A 15,318-nucleotide genomic window follows, 5' to 3' on the forward strand; every position below is an offset into this window, starting at 1 on the left:
CAGGAGCCCCACTTCGGTGGGGCTCTTTTGCGTGACCGGCCGCTACGGAGAGGGACGACGATGAGGGGCCGCAGGAAGCCGTCCGCCGCTCCGCTCCCCCAGCGCCGCGGCGTCGACGCGGTGCGGGTGCGGTTGCCGGAGGATCCGGCGGGGGTCTGGGCGTCGGTCGGGGAGCATCTGGCCGCCCGGTTCGGCGGGGCCGTGGGGGTGGAACGGGTGGCCGCGATGCTCGACGAGGGGCGGTTCGTGGACGCGGACGGGCGCCCGGTCGGCGGGGACGAGCCGTACGCGGCGGGGCGGTCGCTCTGGTTCCACCGGGACTTCGCGCCGGAGGAGCCGGTGCCCTTCCCGGTCGGCGTCGTCCACCGCGACGCGCATGTGGTGATCGCCGACAAGCCGCACTTCCTGGCCACCACGCCCCGGGGCCGGCACATCACCGAGACCGCGGTGGCCCGGCTCCGGCGGGAGCTGGAGCTGCCCGCGCTGCAGCCCGCCCACCGGCTGGACCGGCTGACCGCGGGGCTGGTGCTCTTCGTGGTGCGGCCCGAGGAGCGGGGCGCGTACCAGCGGCTGTTCCGGGACCGGCTGGTGCGCAAGGAGTACGAGGCGGTGGCCCCGTACGATCCGGAGCTGGTCCTGCCGCGGACCGTGCGGAGCCGCATCGTCAAGGAGCGCGGTGTGCTCGCCGCCCGCGAGGAGCCGGGCGAGGCGAACAGCGAGAGCCGGATCGAGCTGCTGGAGCACCGGGGCGGGCTCGGCCGCTACCGGCTGTCGCCGGCCACCGGGCGCACGCATCAGCTGCGGGTCCATATGAACGCGCTGGGGCTGCCGATCCTCCACGATCCGCTCTATCCGGTGGTGGAGGCCGAGGGCGCGCCGGACGAGTGGGAACGGCCGCTGCAACTGCTCGCGCGGGCACTGGAGTTCACCGACCCGGTCAGCGGAGAGCCGCACCGCTTCACGAGCGGGCTGCGGCTCTCCGCCTGGCCCCGGGGATGAGGGCGGCGCTGCTCAGTGGCCGCGCGCGATCCACTCGTCGAGCTGCGGAGCTTCCGCGCCGATCGTGGTGGCGTCGCCGTGGCCGGTGCGTACGGCGGTGTCGCCCGGCAGGGTGAGCAGCCGGTCCCGGATCGAGTCGATGATCGTCGGGAAGTGCGAGAAGGACCGTCCGGTGGCTCCGGGGCCGCCGTGGAAGAGCGTGTCCCCGGTGAAGACGGTGGCCAGTCCGGGGGCATGGAGGCAGACCGCGCCGGGGGCGTGGCCGGGGGTGTGCAGGACCCGGAGGGTGGTCCCCGCGATCTCCAGCTCCTGGCCGTCGGCGAGTTCGCCGTCGGGGGCGCGGTCCGGGTGGGTCTGCCGCCACAGCGGCAGGTCGTCCGGGTGGAGGAGGATCGGCGCGCCGGTGGCGTCGGCGAGCGCCGGGGCGGCGTCGATGTGGTCGTTGTGCGCGTGGGTGCAGACGATGGCGCGCAGGGTGCGGCCGGCGAGCGCGGTCCGGATCGCGTCGGCGTCGTGCGCGGCGTCGATGACGATCGCCTCGGTGTCGTCGCCGACGATCCAGACGTTGTTGTCGACGTCCCACTCGCCGCCGTCGAGGGCGAAGGTGCCGGAGGTGACCAGGTGGTCGACGCGGGCGGCCATCAGAAGACCACCACCGAGCGCAGGACGTCGCCGTCGTGCATCCGGGCGAACGCCTGCTCGACGTCGCCGATGCCGATCGTCTCGGTGACGAAGGCGGCGAGGTCGAGGCGGCCCTGCTGGTGCAGGTCGACGAGCATGGGGAAGTCGCGGGAGGGCAGGCAGTCGCCGTACCAGGAGGACTTGAGCGAGCCGCCGCGGCCGAACACGTCGAGCAGCGGCAGTTCGAGCCGCATCTCCGGGGTGGGGACGCCGACCAGCACGACGGTGCCGGCGAGGTCGCGGGCGTAGAACGCCTGACGGTACGTCTCCGGGCGGCCGACCGCCTCGATGACGACGTCCGCGCCGTTGCCGCCGGTCAGGGCGCGGATGGCCTCGACCGGGTCGTCGGAGCGGGAGTTGACGGTGTGGGTGGCGCCCATCGTCTTCGCCGTCTCCAGCTTGCGGTCGTCGATGTCGACCGCGATGATCTTCGCCGCGCCGGCCAGCCGGGCTCCGGCGATCGCCGCGTCGCCGACGCCGCCGCAGCCGATGACGGCGACCGAGTCGCCGCGGCCGACCTGTCCGGTGTTGATGGCCGCGCCGATGCCCGCCATGACGCCGCAGCCCAGCAGGCCGGCGACGGCCGGGGAGACGGCGGGGTCGACCTTGGTGCACTGGCCGGAGGCGACGAGGGTCTTCTCGGCGAACGCTCCGATGCCGAGCGCGGGCGACAGCTCGGTGCCGTCCAGGAGCGTCATCTTCTGCCGGGCGTTGTGGGTGTCGAAGCAGTACCAGGGCCGGCCGCGCAGACAGGCGCGGCACTGGCCGCACACGGCACGCCAGTTGAGGACGACGAAGTCGCCGGGGGCGACGTCGGTGACGCCGTCGCCGACCGACTCCACGACGCCCGCGGCCTCGTGTCCGAGGAGGAACGGGAACTCGTCGTTGATGCCGCCCTGCTTGTAGTGGAGGTCGGTGTGGCAGACGCCGCACGCCTGGATCTTCACGACTGCCTCACCGGGGCCGGGATCCGGGATCACGATCGTCTCGACCCGTACCGGCTCGTTCTTCCCCGGTGCGATGACCCCTTGCACCTGCTGCGCCATACCGTGCTCTCCCTGCTCCTGGGCTTTCGCGAAGATCGAACGCGAACAACCGTACGCCCAGCGAGGGTGTCCTGGCGCCGCGCCGCGAGGACGGACGGCCCCGGGCCGTGCGCCCCGGCCGTACGCTCCCGGGCGGAGGGGGCCGAATCGGCGGGCGGTCTACGGAGCGAGCACGTCCAGTTCGTGCAGGGCGCCGACCGCGATCTCCTTGGTGAGCCGCTCGGCGGCGTCGGCGTCGCCCTCGCGCACCGCCTCGGCCACCCGTACGTGGAGGGTGACGGCGGCCGGGTCGGGGTCCTCGAACATCACCTGGTGGTGGGTGCGGCCCGCCAGCACTTCGGCGACCACGTCGCCGAGGCGCGCGAACATCTCGTTGCCGGAGGCGTTGAGGACGATCCGGTGGAAGGCGATGTCGTGTTCGAGGTAGCCCTCCAGCTGCTGGCCGCGCGAGGTGGCGACCATGCCCAGGGCACATCGGGTCAGCTCGGCGCACTGCCCGGCGGTGGCGTGGCGGGCGGCGAGTCCCGCCGCGACGGGCTCGATCGCGGAGCGGAGCACGGTGAGGGAGCGCAGCTGTCGCGGGCGGTCGGCGCCGGCCAGCCGCCAGCGGATGACCTGCGGGTCGTAGACGTTCCAGGTCTCGGTGGGCCGTACGGTCACGCCGACGCGGCGGCGGGACTCGACCAGGTGCATGGACTCCAGGACCCGGACGACTTCGCGCACGACGGTGCGGGAGACGTCGAAGCGCTGCGCCAGTTCGTCGGTGCGCAGGACGCTGCCGGGCGGGCACTGGCCCGAGGAGATCTCCAGACCCAGGGTGTCCAGCACATGTGTATGCAGCCCCTGGCTCTGTGTGGTCATGGGGCAAGCCTACGGGGCGGGTGATCCGATCAAAAAGTACGACGTTTGTGTCACAGTCTCTTGAATAAGTCGTACCTAATAGGTTTCAGTAGCGCGACGGACCGCGCGACGGACCGATGTCGAAGAAGACAGCGAGGCACCCATGAGCACCCCCCACGTCGTCGTGGTGATGGGCGTAGCAGGAACCGGCAAGACCACGATCGGTCCCCTGCTCGCCGCCGAACTCGGCGTTCCCTACGCCGAGGGCGACGACTTCCATCCCGCGGCGAACGTCGCCAAGATGTCGTCCGGCACCCCGCTGGACGACGACGACCGCCGCCCCTGGCTGGACGCCATCGGCCGGTGGGCGCACGGTCGGGCGGGGCTCGGCGGTGTCGTCAGCAGCTCGGCCCTCAAGCGGATCTACCGGGACCGGTTGCGGGACGGGGCGCCGGACGCCGTCTTCCTGCATCTGACCGGCGACCGGGCGCTGATCGAGAAGCGGATGGCCGGGCGTACGGGCCACTTCATGCCCACCGCGCTGCTCGACTCCCAGTTCGCCACGTTGCAGCCGCTCCAGGCGGACGAGGCCGGAGTGAGCGTCGACGTGTCCGGAACCCCCGAGGAAATCACCCAGCGAGCCGTCGCCGCGCTGCGCCGGCTCGACAGTTAAGGATCATCACCGTGACCAGTCTCAGCGTCGAGATGCTGGCAGCGGACGCCGCCGAACCGATCACCTCGGCCGGCAACGCCCAGCTGGGCATCGCCGTTCTGGCGGGCATCGCCGTCATCGTCCTGCTCATCACCAAACTCAAGATGCACGCGTTCCTGGCGCTGACCATCGGTACGCTGGCGCTCGGCTCCTTCGCCGGAGCCGCGCTGATCGACACGATTGCCAGCTTCACCAAGGGCCTCGGCTCCACCGTCGCGAGCGTGGGCGTCCTGATCGCGCTCGGCGCCATCCTGGGCAAGCTGCTCGCCGACTCCGGCGGCGCCGACCAGATCGTCGACACCATCCTGGCGAAGGCCAGTGGCCGGGCCATGCCCTGGGCGATGGTCCTGATCGCCTCGATCATCGGGCTGCCGCTCTTCTTCGAGGTCGGGATCGTGCTGATGATCCCGGTGGTCCTGCTGGTGGCCAAGCGCGGCAACTACTCCCTGATGCGGATCGGCATCCCGGCGCTGGCCGGTCTGTCCGTGATGCACGGGCTCATCCCGCCGCACCCCGGCCCGCTGGTGGCCATCGACGCCCTGGACGCCAACCTCGGCGTGACGCTGGCGCTCGGTGTGCTGGTCGCCATCCCGACCGTGATCATCGCCGGCCCGGTCTTCTCCCGCTACGCCGCGCGCTGGGTGGACATCAAGCCGCCGGAGAAGATGATCCCGCAGCGTCCGTCGGAGGAGCTGGACCGCCGTCCGAGCTTCGGCGCGACCCTGGTGACGATCCTGCTGCCGGTGGTCCTGATGCTGCTGAACGCGCTCGTCGAGATCGTGGTGGACAACCCGGAGAACGGTCTCCAGCGCGTCACCTCGGTGATCGGCTCGCCGCTGATCGCCCTGCTCGCGGCCGTCCTGCTCGGCATGTTCACGCTCGGCCGGGCCGCCGGGTTCACCAAGGACCGGCTGGCCGGCACCGTGGAGAAGTCCCTCGCCCCGATCGCCGGCATCCTGTTGATCGTCGGCGCGGGCGGCGGCTTCAAGCAGACCCTGATCGACGCCGGCGTGGGCCAGATGATCCTGGACCTCTCCGAGGACTGGGCGATACCCGCCCTGCTGCTGGGCTGGTTGATCGCCGTCGCGATCCGCCTCGCCACCGGCTCGGCGACGGTCGCCACGATCTCCGCCGCCGGTCTGGTGGCCCCGCTGGCCGCCGACATGTCCCCCACCCACGCGGCGCTGATGGTGCTGGCCATCGGCGCGGGCTCGCTCTTCTTCAGCCATGTGAACGACGCCGGGTTCTGGCTGGTGAAGGAGTACTTCGGCATGAACGTCGGCCAGACGGTGAAGACCTGGTCGGTGATGGAGACGATCATCTCCGTCGTGGCGATGGCCTTCATCCTGCTGCTGTCGCTGCTGTTGTAGCGGCACCGAGCGACGTCCACCGCGCGACGACCGCCCGCGAACGCGCCCGCCCCTTCCCCGTACGGAAGCGGCGGGCGCGTTCACGTGCGCGTCAGGAGGTCGGCCGGGCCCCTCCGGGTCAGCCCACGGCCTCGGCCGCCGCGCGGCCGGCCGCCCGGCCGGAGAAGAGGCAGCCGCCGAGGAACGTGCCCTCCAGGGAGCGGTAGCCGTGCACGCCGCCGCCGCCGAAGCCGGCCGCCTCGCCCGCCGCGTACAGGCCCGGCAGGGGCGAGCCCTCGGGCGTCAGCACCCGGGAGGAGAGGTCCGTCTCCAGCCCGCCCAGGGACTTGCGGGTGAGGATGTTGAGCCGTACGGCGATCAGCGGGCCCGCCGCCGGGTCCAGGATGCGGTGCGGCTTGACCGTGCGGATGAGGCGGTCGCCGAGGTAGCTGCGGGCCCCGCGCGCCGCCGTGACCTGGAGGTCCTTGGTGAAGGGATTGGCGATCTCGCGGTCGCGGGCGGTGATCTCGCGGCGCAGTTCGCCCTCGTCGATCAGGTCGTCGCCGGTCACCGCGTTCATGCCGCGCACCAGCGCCGCGAGGTCCTTCTCGACGACGAAGTCCACGCCGTTGTCCATGAACGCCTTGACCGGCGCGGGCACGTCGGCGCGGGCCCGCCCGATCACGTCGCGGATCGACTTCCCGGTCAGGTCCGGGTTCTGCTCGGAGCCGGAGAGGGCGAACTCCTTGCCGATGATCCGCTGGTCCAGCACGAACCAGGTGTAGCCGTGACCCGACCTCATGATGTGTTCGAGGGTGCCGAGGGTGTCGAAGCCGGGGAACAGCGGGACCGGCAGGCGCCTGCCCCGGGCGTCCAGCCAGAGGGAGGAGGGGCCGGGCAGGATGCGGATGCCGTGCTTGGCCCAGATCGGGTTCCAGTTCTCGATGCCCTCGGTGTAGTGCCACATCCGGTCGCGGTTGATGTGGCTGGCGCCCGCCTTCTCCGCGATGCCCAGCATCAGCCCGTCGACGTGGGCGGGGACGCCGGACAGCATCTTCGCGGGCGGAGTGCCGAGCCGGTCGGGCCACTGGGCGCGGACCAGGTCGTGGTTGCCGCCGATGCCGCCGGTGGTGACGAGCACCGCCTGCGCCTTGAGTTCGAAGGCCCCGGCGACCTCCCGGCCGCTCGCGGTGCCGCGCCCGGCGCCGCTCGGTTCCAGGATCTCGCCGGTCACCGTGTCGAGCGCGCCGGCGGTGCGGCCGAGGCCGGTGACGCGGTGGCGGAACCTCAGCTGGACCAGGCCCCGGGCGACGCCCTCGCGCACCCGGCGTTCGAAGGGCGCGACGATGCCCGGCCCGGTGCCCCAGGTGATGTGGAAGCGCGGCACCGAGTTGCCGTGGCCCCTCGCGTCGTAGCCACCGCGTTCGGCCCAGCCGACGACCGGGAAGAGCCGCACGCCCTGCCGGTGGAGCCAGGAGCGCTTCTCGCCGGCCGCGAAGTCGACGTACGCCTCGGCCCACTCGCGCGGCCAGCGGTCCTCGTGCTCACGGTCGAAGCCGGCCGTGCCGTACCAGTCCTGGAGGGCCAGTTCGCGGCTGTCCTTGATCCGCAGCCGGCGCTGCTCGGGCGAGTCGACCAGGAAGAGGCCGCCGAAGGACCAGTGCGCCTGGCCGCCGATGGACTGCTCGGGCTCCTGGTCCAGGACGATCACCGAGCGGCCGGCGTCGACCAGTTCGGCGGTGGCCACGAGTCCGGCGAGTCCCGCCCCGATCACGATCACGTCAGCGTCGAAGGCCATGGTTTCCATCCTGTCGGGGCGAGAGCCAAGTTACTCGTGCGTCAGATCTTGGGTACCGGCCGTTGCCACGTCAACCACCCGGGTGCGGTTGGATGGCCCGTATGACGCCCTTGACGCCCTCTGACGAGATCCTGGACGTCGTCGACGAGCACGACGAGGTGATCGGGCAGGCCCCGCGCGGCGAGGCGACCGCGCGACGGCTGCGCCACCGCTGCGTGTTCATCGAGGCGCGGGACGCCTCGGGGCGGGTCTTCGTCCATCGCCGTACGGCCACGAAGCTGGTCTTCCCCTCGCACTACGACATGTTCGTCGGCGGAGTGGTGGGCGCGGGCGAGTCGTACGACGAGGCGGCGCTGCGCGAGGCGGAGGAGGAGCTGGGGGTCGTCGGGCTCCCGCGGCCGGAGCCGCTGTTCCGCTTCCTCTATTCCAGCGCCGAGCACACCTGGTGGTCGGCCGTCTACCAGGTGCGGTGCGAGCTTCCGGTGGAGCCGCAGGCCGAGGAGGTCGCCTGGCACGCGTTCCTCTCCGACGCGGAGCTGGAGGAGCGGATTCCGGAGTGGACCTGGGTGCCGGACGGGCTGGAGACGTACCGCAGGCTGCGGGCGCTCCGGTCGCTCTGAGGCCCGCCGCCTTCGGCGACGGCGTGAAGGCGGCGGATAGGGTGCCGGGTGTGAACACGATCGCGCAGCGCGTCCGCCTGTGGTTCGCCCCGGAGCGGATCCGGGAGGAGGGCGACACTCCCGACTACCGGTTCTCGCTGGCCAACGAGCGCACGTTCCTCGCCTGGATCCGGACGGCGCTGGCGCTGATCGGCGGCGGCTTCGCCGTCGACCAGTTCCTGCCGGATCTGGTGCGGGCCGTGCGGACGGGGCTCGCTCTGGGGCTGCTCGCGGCCGGGGTGCTGTGCGCCCTGCGGGCGGTCGACCACTGGGTGCGCTGCGAGCGGGCGATGCGCCGCGGTGAGGATCTGCCGGTCTCCCGCTTCCCGGCGCTGCTGGGTCTGGTGGTCGCCGTCGTCGCCGTCGCCATGGTGGTGGTGGTCCTCTTCGGCCGGGAGGGCCGTTGACCGCGGCGCCGGAGCGGGACCCCGGGCTCCAGCCCGAGCGGACCCGGCTGTCGTGGCGGCGCACCACGCTCGCGGCCACGGTGGCGGCGCTGCTGGCCGGGCGGCAGGCGCTGCACGGCGGGATCACGCCGGGCTCGGTGCTCGCGGTGGCGCTGAGCGCGCTGGCCTGGCTGGCGTTCCTCCGGGTGGCCCACCGCAGGATGCTGCGCCTGGACGCGCCCCGCCCCGGGCCCCTGGACTCGCGGGAGGCGCTGGCCGCGGCGCTGTGCACGGTGGCGCTGGCGGTGTTCGCCGCGGCCATGCTGGTCTGAACGCTCGGTGGGGCGGCGGTCAGGCGTCCCAGTCGACCGTGACCACGATCTTGCCCCGGGTCCGGCCGATCTCGTTGAGGCGGTAGGCGTCGGCGGCGCGCGCCAGCGGGAACACCCGGTCCACGTGGACGCTGACGATGCCCTGTTCGGCGAGTTCGGCGAGGCGGGCGAGGTCGGCCGCGTCGGGCCGGACGAAGGCGTAGCGACCGCCGTACGAGAAGACCTCGCGGTCCGCGATCGAGGCGAGCCTGCCGTCCGGGGCGAGGGTGTCGGCCGAGACCCGCAGCGCTTCGCCGCCGACCGTGTCGAAGGCGGCGTCGAAGCCGTCGGGGACCAGTTCCCGCAGCCGCTCGGCGAGGCCCTCGCCGTACTCCACCGGTTCGCCGCCGAGACTGCGCACGTGCTCGTGGTTGCGCTCGCTCGCCGTGCCCACGACCCGGCAGCCGGCGTGCCGGGCGAGCTGGACGGCCAGCGAGCCGACACCGCCGGCGGCGGCGTGCACGAGCACGGTCTCGCCGTCGCGGATCCGCAGGGTGCGGTGTAGCACCTGGTACGCGGTGAGGCCGGCCAGCGGCAGGCCCGCGGCCTCCTCGAAGCTGAGCCGGAGGGGCTTGCGGGCGAGGGTGCGCACCGGGGCGGCGACGTACTCGGCGAACGTGCCGCGGGAGAGGAAGTCCTCGCGGACGTATCCGATCACCTCGTCCCCGACGGTGAACTCGTCGACGGCCACGCCGGGCTGCACGACCACGCCGGAGACGTCCCAGCCGGGGATGACCGGGAAGACGGCGTCCAGCCCGCCCTGGAGGTGTCCCTCGCGGGCCTTCCAGTCGACCGGGTTGACGGCCGCGGCCCGCACCTTCACCAGGACCGAGTCCGGCCCGACCTTCGGGTCGGGCAGTTCGCCGTACTCCAGGACCTCGGCCGAGCCGTACGCGCCGTAGCTGATCGCCTTCATACTCCGACCTTCCGCGCAGGTCAGGATCATCGCAACCGGGGCCGTACCGGTCCGCTCCACGGCCCGGCCGGGTCGGGCGGGGGCGGGGGCGCGCGGCTCCCGGCAGCACGGGACTGGACGACATACCGACTGGTCGGCATGATGGTCGTCGATCGTCCCGTCACCCCGGAGGCAGACACATGAGTTCCGTCCCCCCGCCAGGTCTCGACCTGGACGCGCTGCGCCGCCACCTCGACCGCGAGCGGCCCGGCCTGGTCGGCGGGCCGCTGGAGGCCCGGCTCATCGAGGGCGGCCGGTCGAACCTCACGTACGCGGTCACCGACGGGACGGACCGCTGGGTGGTGCGCAGGCCGCCCCTCGGCCATGTGCTGGCCACCGCGCACGACATGAAGCGCGAGCACCGGGTGATCAGCGCGCTGCACCCGACGGCCGTGCCGGTGCCCGAGCCCGTGCTGCTCTGCGAGGACGACAGCGTGCTCGGCGCGCCGTTCTACGTCATGGAGCACGTCGAGGGCACCCCGTACCGCACCGCCGGGCAGCTGGCGCCGCTGGGCCCCGAGCGCACCCGGGCGGCGGTCCTCGCCCTCGTCGACACCCTGGTCGACCTGCACGCGGTGGACCCGGCGGCCGTCGCTCTCGCGGACTTCGGGCGTCCCGACGGCTTCCTGGACCGGCAGCTGCGCCGCTGGGGCAAGCAGCTGGAGGCTTCGCGGAACCGGGAGCTGGCCGGCATCGACGAGCTGCGCGCCGCGCTCGGCCGCGCGCTGCCCAGCTCCCCCGCGCCCACCGTGGTGCACGGCGACTACCGGCTCGACAACGTGCTGATCGGCCCGGACGACCGGATCCGGGCCGTCCTGGACTGGGAGATGTCCACGCTCGGCGATCCGCTCACCGACCTCGGGCTGCTCGTCATGTACAGCTCCGACCTCGGTCTGCCGCGGTCACCGGTCTCCACCACCAGCGGCGCTCCCGGGCACCCCTCCCCCGCCGAGCTGATCGAGCGCTACGCCGCCCGTTCGGGCCGGGACGCCTCGGCCATCGCCTGGTACACGGCCTTCGCCTGGTTCAAGCTCGCCGTGATCCTGGAGGGCATCCACTACCGCTACACCCTCGGCCAGACCGTCGGCGCGGGCTTCGACCGGATCGGCGATCTCGTCCCCGTGTTCATCGAGCACGGCCTCACCACCCTCCAGGAAGGCTGACCCATGGACTTCGCGTTCGACGCCCGCACCGAGGAACTGCGCTCCCGGCTGCTCGCCTTCATGGACGAGCACGTGTACCCGGCCGAGGAGACCGCGGAGGAGCAGCGGGCCCGGCTCGCCTCGCCCTGGGACACCCCGGCGGTCGTGCCGGAGCTGAAGGCCGAGGCGCGCCGGCAGGGGCTGTGGAACCTCTTCCTGCCGGACGCGGAGTACGGGGCCGGGCTGACGAACCTCCAGTACGCCCCGCTCGCCGAGATCACCGGACGCTCGCCGCACCTGGCGCCGACCGCGCTGAACTGCGCGGCGCCGGACACCGGGAACATGGAGGTGCTGTCCCAGTTCGGCTCCGACGAGCAGAAGAAGCGGTGGCTGGAGCCGCTGCTGGCCGGGGAGATCCGCTCGGCGTTCGCGATGACGGAGCCGGAGGTGGCCTCCTCGGACGCGACGAACATCGAGACCCGCATCACCCGGGACGGCGACTCCTACGTCCTGGGCGGCCGCAAGTGGTACATCTCCGGGGCGATGAACCCCGACTGCGCCGTCTTCATCGTCATGGGCAAGACCGACCCGGACGGTGACGACCCGCGCCGCCAGCAGTCGATGATCCTGGTGCCGCGCGACACCCCCGGCCTCGAAGTCCGGCGCGCCATGCGGGTGTACGGGTACGAGGACCACTCCCACGGCGGTCACGCCGAGGTGGTCTTCCACGACGTGCGGGTGCCCGCGGCGAACCTGATCGGCGAGGAGGGCGGCGGATTCGCCATCGCGCAGGCCCGGCTGGGTCCGGGCCGGATCCACCACTGCATGCGGCTGATCGGCATGGCGGAGCGGGCGATCGAGCTGATGTGCCGCCGGGCCGTGGAACGTACGGCGTTCGGCAAGCCGCTCGCCCGGCAGGGCGTCGTGCAGAACTGGATCGCCGACGCCCGGGTCTCGGTGGAGCAGCTGCGGCTGCTGGTGCTGAAGACGGCCTGGCTGATGGACACGGTGGGCAACAAGGGCGCGCACACCGAGATCCAGGCCATCAAGATCGCCACTCCGCGCGCGGTGGTGGACATCCTGGACTCCGCCGTCCAACTGCACGGCGCGGGCGGGGTGAGCCAGGACTTCCCGCTGGCGGAGCTGTGGGCGGCGGCGCGGACGCTGCGGCTGGCGGACGGGCCGGACGAGGTGCACCAGCGGTCGCTGGCCCGGCGGGAGATCAAGCGCTTCCTCTGAGGACGGCGGCGGGCGGTGCGGCCCGTGACGCGCACGGACCGCACCGCGCCGGGGCTCAGAAGGTGAGCTTCCAGCTGTCGATGTAGCCGGTGTCCTGCTGGGCGGTGTCCTGCACCCGCAGCTTCCAGGCGCCGTTGGCCACCTCGCTGGAGGCGTTGACCGTGTACGTCGTGACGACGTTGTCCGCCGAGTCCCCGCTGCTGGAGTTCTTCAGCCGGTAGGCGGTCCCGTCCGGGGCCACCAGGTCGACGACCAGGTCGCCGCGCCAGGTGTGCTTGATGTCCACACCCACCTGGAGTGCGGCGGGAGCGTTGCCGGTGCGCCCGGTGACCGCGATCGAGGAGGTCACGGCGGCCCCGCCGTCCGGGATGGCGACATCGGTGGTGTTGGAGAACACGCCCTCGCCGGTGGGCGGTTCGCCCGTGCCGGAGGACAGGGTCCAGACCGCGTGGGCGGCGGCGTCGCTGTTGCGGTCCAGCGCGGTGTCGTTGATGTTGCTCGTGTTGTCGCAGGAGGAGTGGTAGCAGCGGTCGAACGTCTGGCCCGCCGTACCGCCCCACTTCTGCGCCTGGGCGGCGGTCTTGGTGTATCCCGCGCCGCTGAACAGGCCGCCTACGGGGACGCCGGCGCTCTTGAACGGGGCGTGGTCGGAGCGGCCGTCACCCTCGGTCTCGATCTCGGTGGGGATGGAGAGCGAGGCGAAGTAGGACTTGAACGTCTGCTCGATCACCGGGTCGTCGTCGTAGACGAAGTAGCCGGCGTTGGGCGAGCCGATCATGTCGAAGTTCAGGTAGCCCGTGAGCTTGGAACGCTCCGCCGCCGGCAGGTTGTTGACGTAGTGCCTCGAACCGACCAGGCCCAGCTCCTCGGCGCCCCACCACGCGAACCGCAGGTGCTTGTCCGGCTGGTACTGGGCGCGGGAGACGGCGAGGGCGGTCTCCAGGACGCCGGCCGAGCCGGAGCCGTTGTCGTTGATCCCGGCGCCCGAGGTGACGGAGTCGAGGTGGGCTCCGGCCATCAGGACCTTGTCGGGATCGCCGCCGGGCCAGTCGGCTATCAGGTTGTATCCGGTGGCGCCGCCGGAGGTGAACTGCTGGAGGGTCGTGGTGTACCCGGCCGCGTCGAGCTTGGCCTTCACGTAGTCGACGGACGCCTTGTAGCCGGGGCGGCCGTGGGCGCGGTTCCCGCCGTTGGCGGTGGCGATCGACTGGAACTGGGTGAGGTGGGCCTTGACGTTGGCCAGCGGGATGTCGGGCGCCGCGACGGCGGCTGCCGCCGGGGTCGCCGTCCCGGCCGCCTGGGCGGCGGGGGCCGCGACCGCGAGGGCGGCGGTGAGGGCTACGGCGGCCACGGCCGCCGGGGTTCTGCGCAGGGTGAAGCGGTTCGGTCTCATTCACGGGCTCCGGATTCCGTTGGGGACTGACGGAACGTGCGGGGGGTCCTCGGCCGCGCGGCACGGGGCCGAGTCCTGGAGCTGGTGGTGCGCGAGGAACGGCCGGGTCTGGCCCGGGTGGTGCGCAATGCGTGACCGATGCTCAAGGAAATGACCGTGCTCCGTCAAGAGCGGGAACCGGACATGCCCGTTCTCTCAACGAACGGGTGATCGGAGGAAGTCAGGGGCGCAGGGCCCGCAGCAGGAGGTCCGCCAGGTGGCCGGCGACCTCCTCGCGGCTGAGCGGGCCGTCCGGGCGGTACCAGGTGGAGAGGTGGTGGACCGAGCCGAAGTGGTAGTCGACGACCAGGTCTGCGGGCGTGGCGCCGGAGAACACCCCGCTGCGCTGCCCCTCCTCGATCAGGGCCCGGAAGCGCTCGTGGTAGCGGCGGCGCTCCATCCGTACCTGCTTGTTCTTCTCCGGGCTCAGGTGGTGCATGGAGCGGAAGAAGATCGCGGCGTCGTCGAGGTTGTCGATGGTCGTGACGACCACGTCGGCCGCCGCGTCGCGCAGCCGCCGCTCCACCGGAGCGTCGGCGTCCGCGAAGGCGTCCAGCCGTTCCTGCTGGAGCCTGAGGACCCGGGCGTAGACCTCCTGGAGCAGGTCCTCCTTGGAGCCGAAGTAGTGGTAGAGCGCCCCCTTGGTGACGCCTGCGGACTCGACGATCTCCTGGACGGAGGTGCGGTCGTAGCCGCGCTCGGCGAAGAGCCGGGTGGCGGCGGCCAGCAGCCGTTGGGGGACGGGGGTGCCGTTCGGGTCCGTCGCCTTGGCCATGAGCCGCCACCTGCCTTTCGTGCCGTGCGTACGCTGTTCGAACGCTGTTTCAACGGAGGGAACGCGGTTCCCGCCCCAGGATCTTCCCACCCGCCGCCCTCGGCGGCTCCGCCAGGCCACCGCGCCGGGAAGCACGCGGGAGGGAGGCGGTCACCCGCCGTTCGCCTCCCAGGTGCGCTGGAGTTGGTTCATGTTGCCGAGCCAGCGGTCCGGATCCCCCGCGCGGGACTGGTAGTAGCCGGCGACCTCCGGGTGCGGCAGGACGAGGAAGCGGTCCTCGTCGATCGCCTCGAACAGGGCGTCGGCGACCGCCTCCGGCTCGATCGCGCTCGGAGCGAGGACCAGCTCGCCCGCCGACCCGGCGGCGGTGAGCATGTCGGTGCGCACGCCCTGCGGGCAGATCGCGTGGACCTTCAGCCCGCGGTGGCGGTAGGTGAGCGAGAGCCACTCGGCGAAGGCGACCGCACCGTGCTTGGTGACGCTGTACGGGGCAGCGCCGATCATCGTCAGCAGCCCGGCGGCCGAGGCGGTACTGACGAACCGGCCGCCGCCGCGCTCCAGCCAGTCCGGGAGCAGGGCCCTGGCCGCGCGGACGTGCGCCATCACGTTGACATCCCAGGCTGCGGCCCAGACCTCCTCCTCGGCGAAGGCGTCGCCGGGCGAGGCGAGGCCCGCGTTGGCGCAGTAGACGTCGATGACGCCGTCCAGCGCGTCGCGGGCGGCGTCCACGATGCCGGAGGCGTCCCCGGCGACGGCGGTGCCGCCGATCTCCCGGGCGAGCGGCCCGATCCGCGCGTCGTCCAGGTCGTTGACGACGACCCGTGCGCCGCGTGCGGCGAACCCGCGGGCCAGCGCGGCTCCGATGCCGCCTCCGGCCCCTGTGACCACCACGCCCTGACCCCGCACAGCACCCATCGCCGTCCCGCCTCTCTGT

General features: G+C 72.5%; 16 protein-coding genes. 8 read left to right on the forward strand and 8 right to left on the reverse strand.

The window, feature by feature from the left end; all coding sequences use genetic code 11:
• Positions 1-60: 60 nt before the first annotated feature.
• On the forward strand, positions 61-999 hold the full coding sequence (locus EES43_RS04600; RefSeq protein WP_124267491.1) for an RluA family pseudouridine synthase: 939 nt from the start codon (positions 61-63) through the stop codon (positions 997-999).
• Between the two features lie 12 nt (positions 1,000-1,011).
• Here EES43_RS04600 and EES43_RS04605 read toward each other — a convergent pair whose 3' ends face one another.
• The 3 genes from EES43_RS04605 to EES43_RS04615 form a co-directional block, all read right to left on the reverse strand.
• Positions 1,012-1,641: an MBL fold metallo-hydrolase gene (locus EES43_RS04605; protein ID WP_124267492.1), complete on the reverse strand. Its 630-nt coding sequence runs from the start codon at positions 1,639-1,641 to the stop codon at positions 1,012-1,014.
• Complete coding sequence (locus EES43_RS04610) at positions 1,641-2,726, reverse strand: S-(hydroxymethyl)mycothiol dehydrogenase (protein ID WP_124267493.1); 1,086 nt, start codon at positions 2,724-2,726, stop codon at positions 1,641-1,643. Before EES43_RS04610 ends, EES43_RS04605 begins: the two co-directional genes overlap by 1 nt.
• Before the next feature lie 159 nt (positions 2,727-2,885).
• Positions 2,886-3,587: a FadR/GntR family transcriptional regulator gene (locus EES43_RS04615; RefSeq protein ID WP_124267494.1), complete on the reverse strand. Its 702-nt coding sequence runs from the start codon at positions 3,585-3,587 to the stop codon at positions 2,886-2,888.
• 142 nt (positions 3,588-3,729) lie between these two features.
• Here EES43_RS04615 and EES43_RS04620 point away from each other — a divergent pair, with 142 nt between their 5' ends.
• Complete coding sequence (locus EES43_RS04620) at positions 3,730-4,239, forward strand: gluconokinase (RefSeq protein ID WP_124267495.1); 510 nt, start codon at positions 3,730-3,732, stop codon at positions 4,237-4,239.
• An 11-nt stretch (positions 4,240-4,250) separates the two neighbouring features.
• A complete protein-coding gene (locus EES43_RS04625; RefSeq protein ID WP_124267496.1) occupies positions 4,251-5,648 on the forward strand; it encodes a GntT/GntP/DsdX family permease in 1,398 nt (465 codons plus the stop codon).
• A gap of 118 nt (positions 5,649-5,766) precedes the next feature.
• On the opposite strand, the gene EES43_RS04630 is transcribed toward EES43_RS04625, so the two are convergent.
• Positions 5,767-7,425, reverse strand: a complete 1,659-nt coding sequence (locus EES43_RS04630) for an FAD-binding dehydrogenase (protein WP_124267497.1) — start codon at positions 7,423-7,425, stop codon at positions 5,767-5,769.
• Positions 7,426-7,535: 110 nt separating this feature from the next.
• Here EES43_RS04630 and EES43_RS04635 point away from each other — a divergent pair, with 110 nt between their 5' ends.
• Genes EES43_RS04635 through EES43_RS04645 form a run of 3 tightly spaced genes read left to right on the forward strand, consistent with a single transcriptional unit; the run spans position 7,536 to position 8,802 of the window.
• Entirely contained in the window at positions 7,536-8,045 is a 510-nt protein-coding gene (locus tag EES43_RS04635) for an NUDIX domain-containing protein (protein ID WP_124271783.1), read from the forward strand.
• Positions 8,046-8,095: 50 nt separating this feature from the next.
• Positions 8,096-8,491 carry a YidH family protein gene (locus tag EES43_RS04640; RefSeq protein ID WP_124267498.1) on the forward strand — a complete coding sequence of 132 codons (396 nt, stop codon included), beginning with the start codon at positions 8,096-8,098 and terminating at the stop codon, positions 8,489-8,491.
• Positions 8,488-8,802, forward strand: coding sequence for a DUF202 domain-containing protein (locus tag EES43_RS04645; RefSeq protein ID WP_124267499.1), 315 nt, complete (start codon positions 8,488-8,490; stop codon positions 8,800-8,802). The genes EES43_RS04640 and EES43_RS04645 overlap by 4 nt, the downstream gene beginning before the upstream one ends.
• Before the next feature lie 19 nt (positions 8,803-8,821).
• On the opposite strand, the gene EES43_RS04650 is transcribed toward EES43_RS04645, so the two are convergent.
• The gene (locus EES43_RS04650; RefSeq protein WP_124267500.1) at positions 8,822-9,757 is read right to left on the reverse strand and encodes an NADP-dependent oxidoreductase; all 936 of its coding nucleotides are present in this window, start codon (positions 9,755-9,757) and stop codon (positions 8,822-8,824) included.
• A gap of 179 nt (positions 9,758-9,936) precedes the next feature.
• Here EES43_RS04650 and EES43_RS04655 point away from each other — a divergent pair, with 179 nt between their 5' ends.
• Together EES43_RS04655 and EES43_RS04660 are read left to right on the forward strand one after the other, a co-directional pair.
• On the forward strand, positions 9,937-10,959 hold the full coding sequence (locus EES43_RS04655) for a phosphotransferase family protein (RefSeq protein WP_124267501.1): 1,023 nt from the start codon (positions 9,937-9,939) through the stop codon (positions 10,957-10,959).
• Between the two features lie 3 nt (positions 10,960-10,962).
• Positions 10,963-12,177: an acyl-CoA dehydrogenase family protein gene (locus EES43_RS04660; protein WP_124267502.1), complete on the forward strand. Its 1,215-nt coding sequence runs from the start codon at positions 10,963-10,965 to the stop codon at positions 12,175-12,177.
• Between the two features lie 55 nt (positions 12,178-12,232).
• On the opposite strand, the gene EES43_RS04665 is transcribed toward EES43_RS04660, so the two are convergent.
• The 3 genes from EES43_RS04665 to EES43_RS04675 all read right to left on the reverse strand — a co-directional run bounded on the left by EES43_RS04665 (position 12,233) and on the right by EES43_RS04675 (position 15,299).
• Entirely contained in the window at positions 12,233-13,570 is a 1,338-nt protein-coding gene (locus tag EES43_RS04665) for a M28 family metallopeptidase (protein WP_124267503.1), read from the reverse strand.
• A 220-nt stretch (positions 13,571-13,790) separates the two neighbouring features.
• The gene (locus EES43_RS04670; protein ID WP_124267504.1) at positions 13,791-14,384 is read right to left on the reverse strand and encodes a TetR/AcrR family transcriptional regulator; all 594 of its coding nucleotides are present in this window, start codon (positions 14,382-14,384) and stop codon (positions 13,791-13,793) included.
• A gap of 150 nt (positions 14,385-14,534) precedes the next feature.
• Complete coding sequence (locus tag EES43_RS04675; protein ID WP_124267505.1) at positions 14,535-15,299, reverse strand: SDR family oxidoreductase; 765 nt, start codon at positions 15,297-15,299, stop codon at positions 14,535-14,537.
• Between the last annotated feature and the right edge of the window lie 19 nt (positions 15,300-15,318).

The sequence above is a fragment of the Streptomyces sp. ADI96-02 genome (genome assembly GCF_003846185.1).
Lineage (GTDB): Bacteria > Actinomycetota > Actinomycetes > Streptomycetales > Streptomycetaceae > Streptomyces.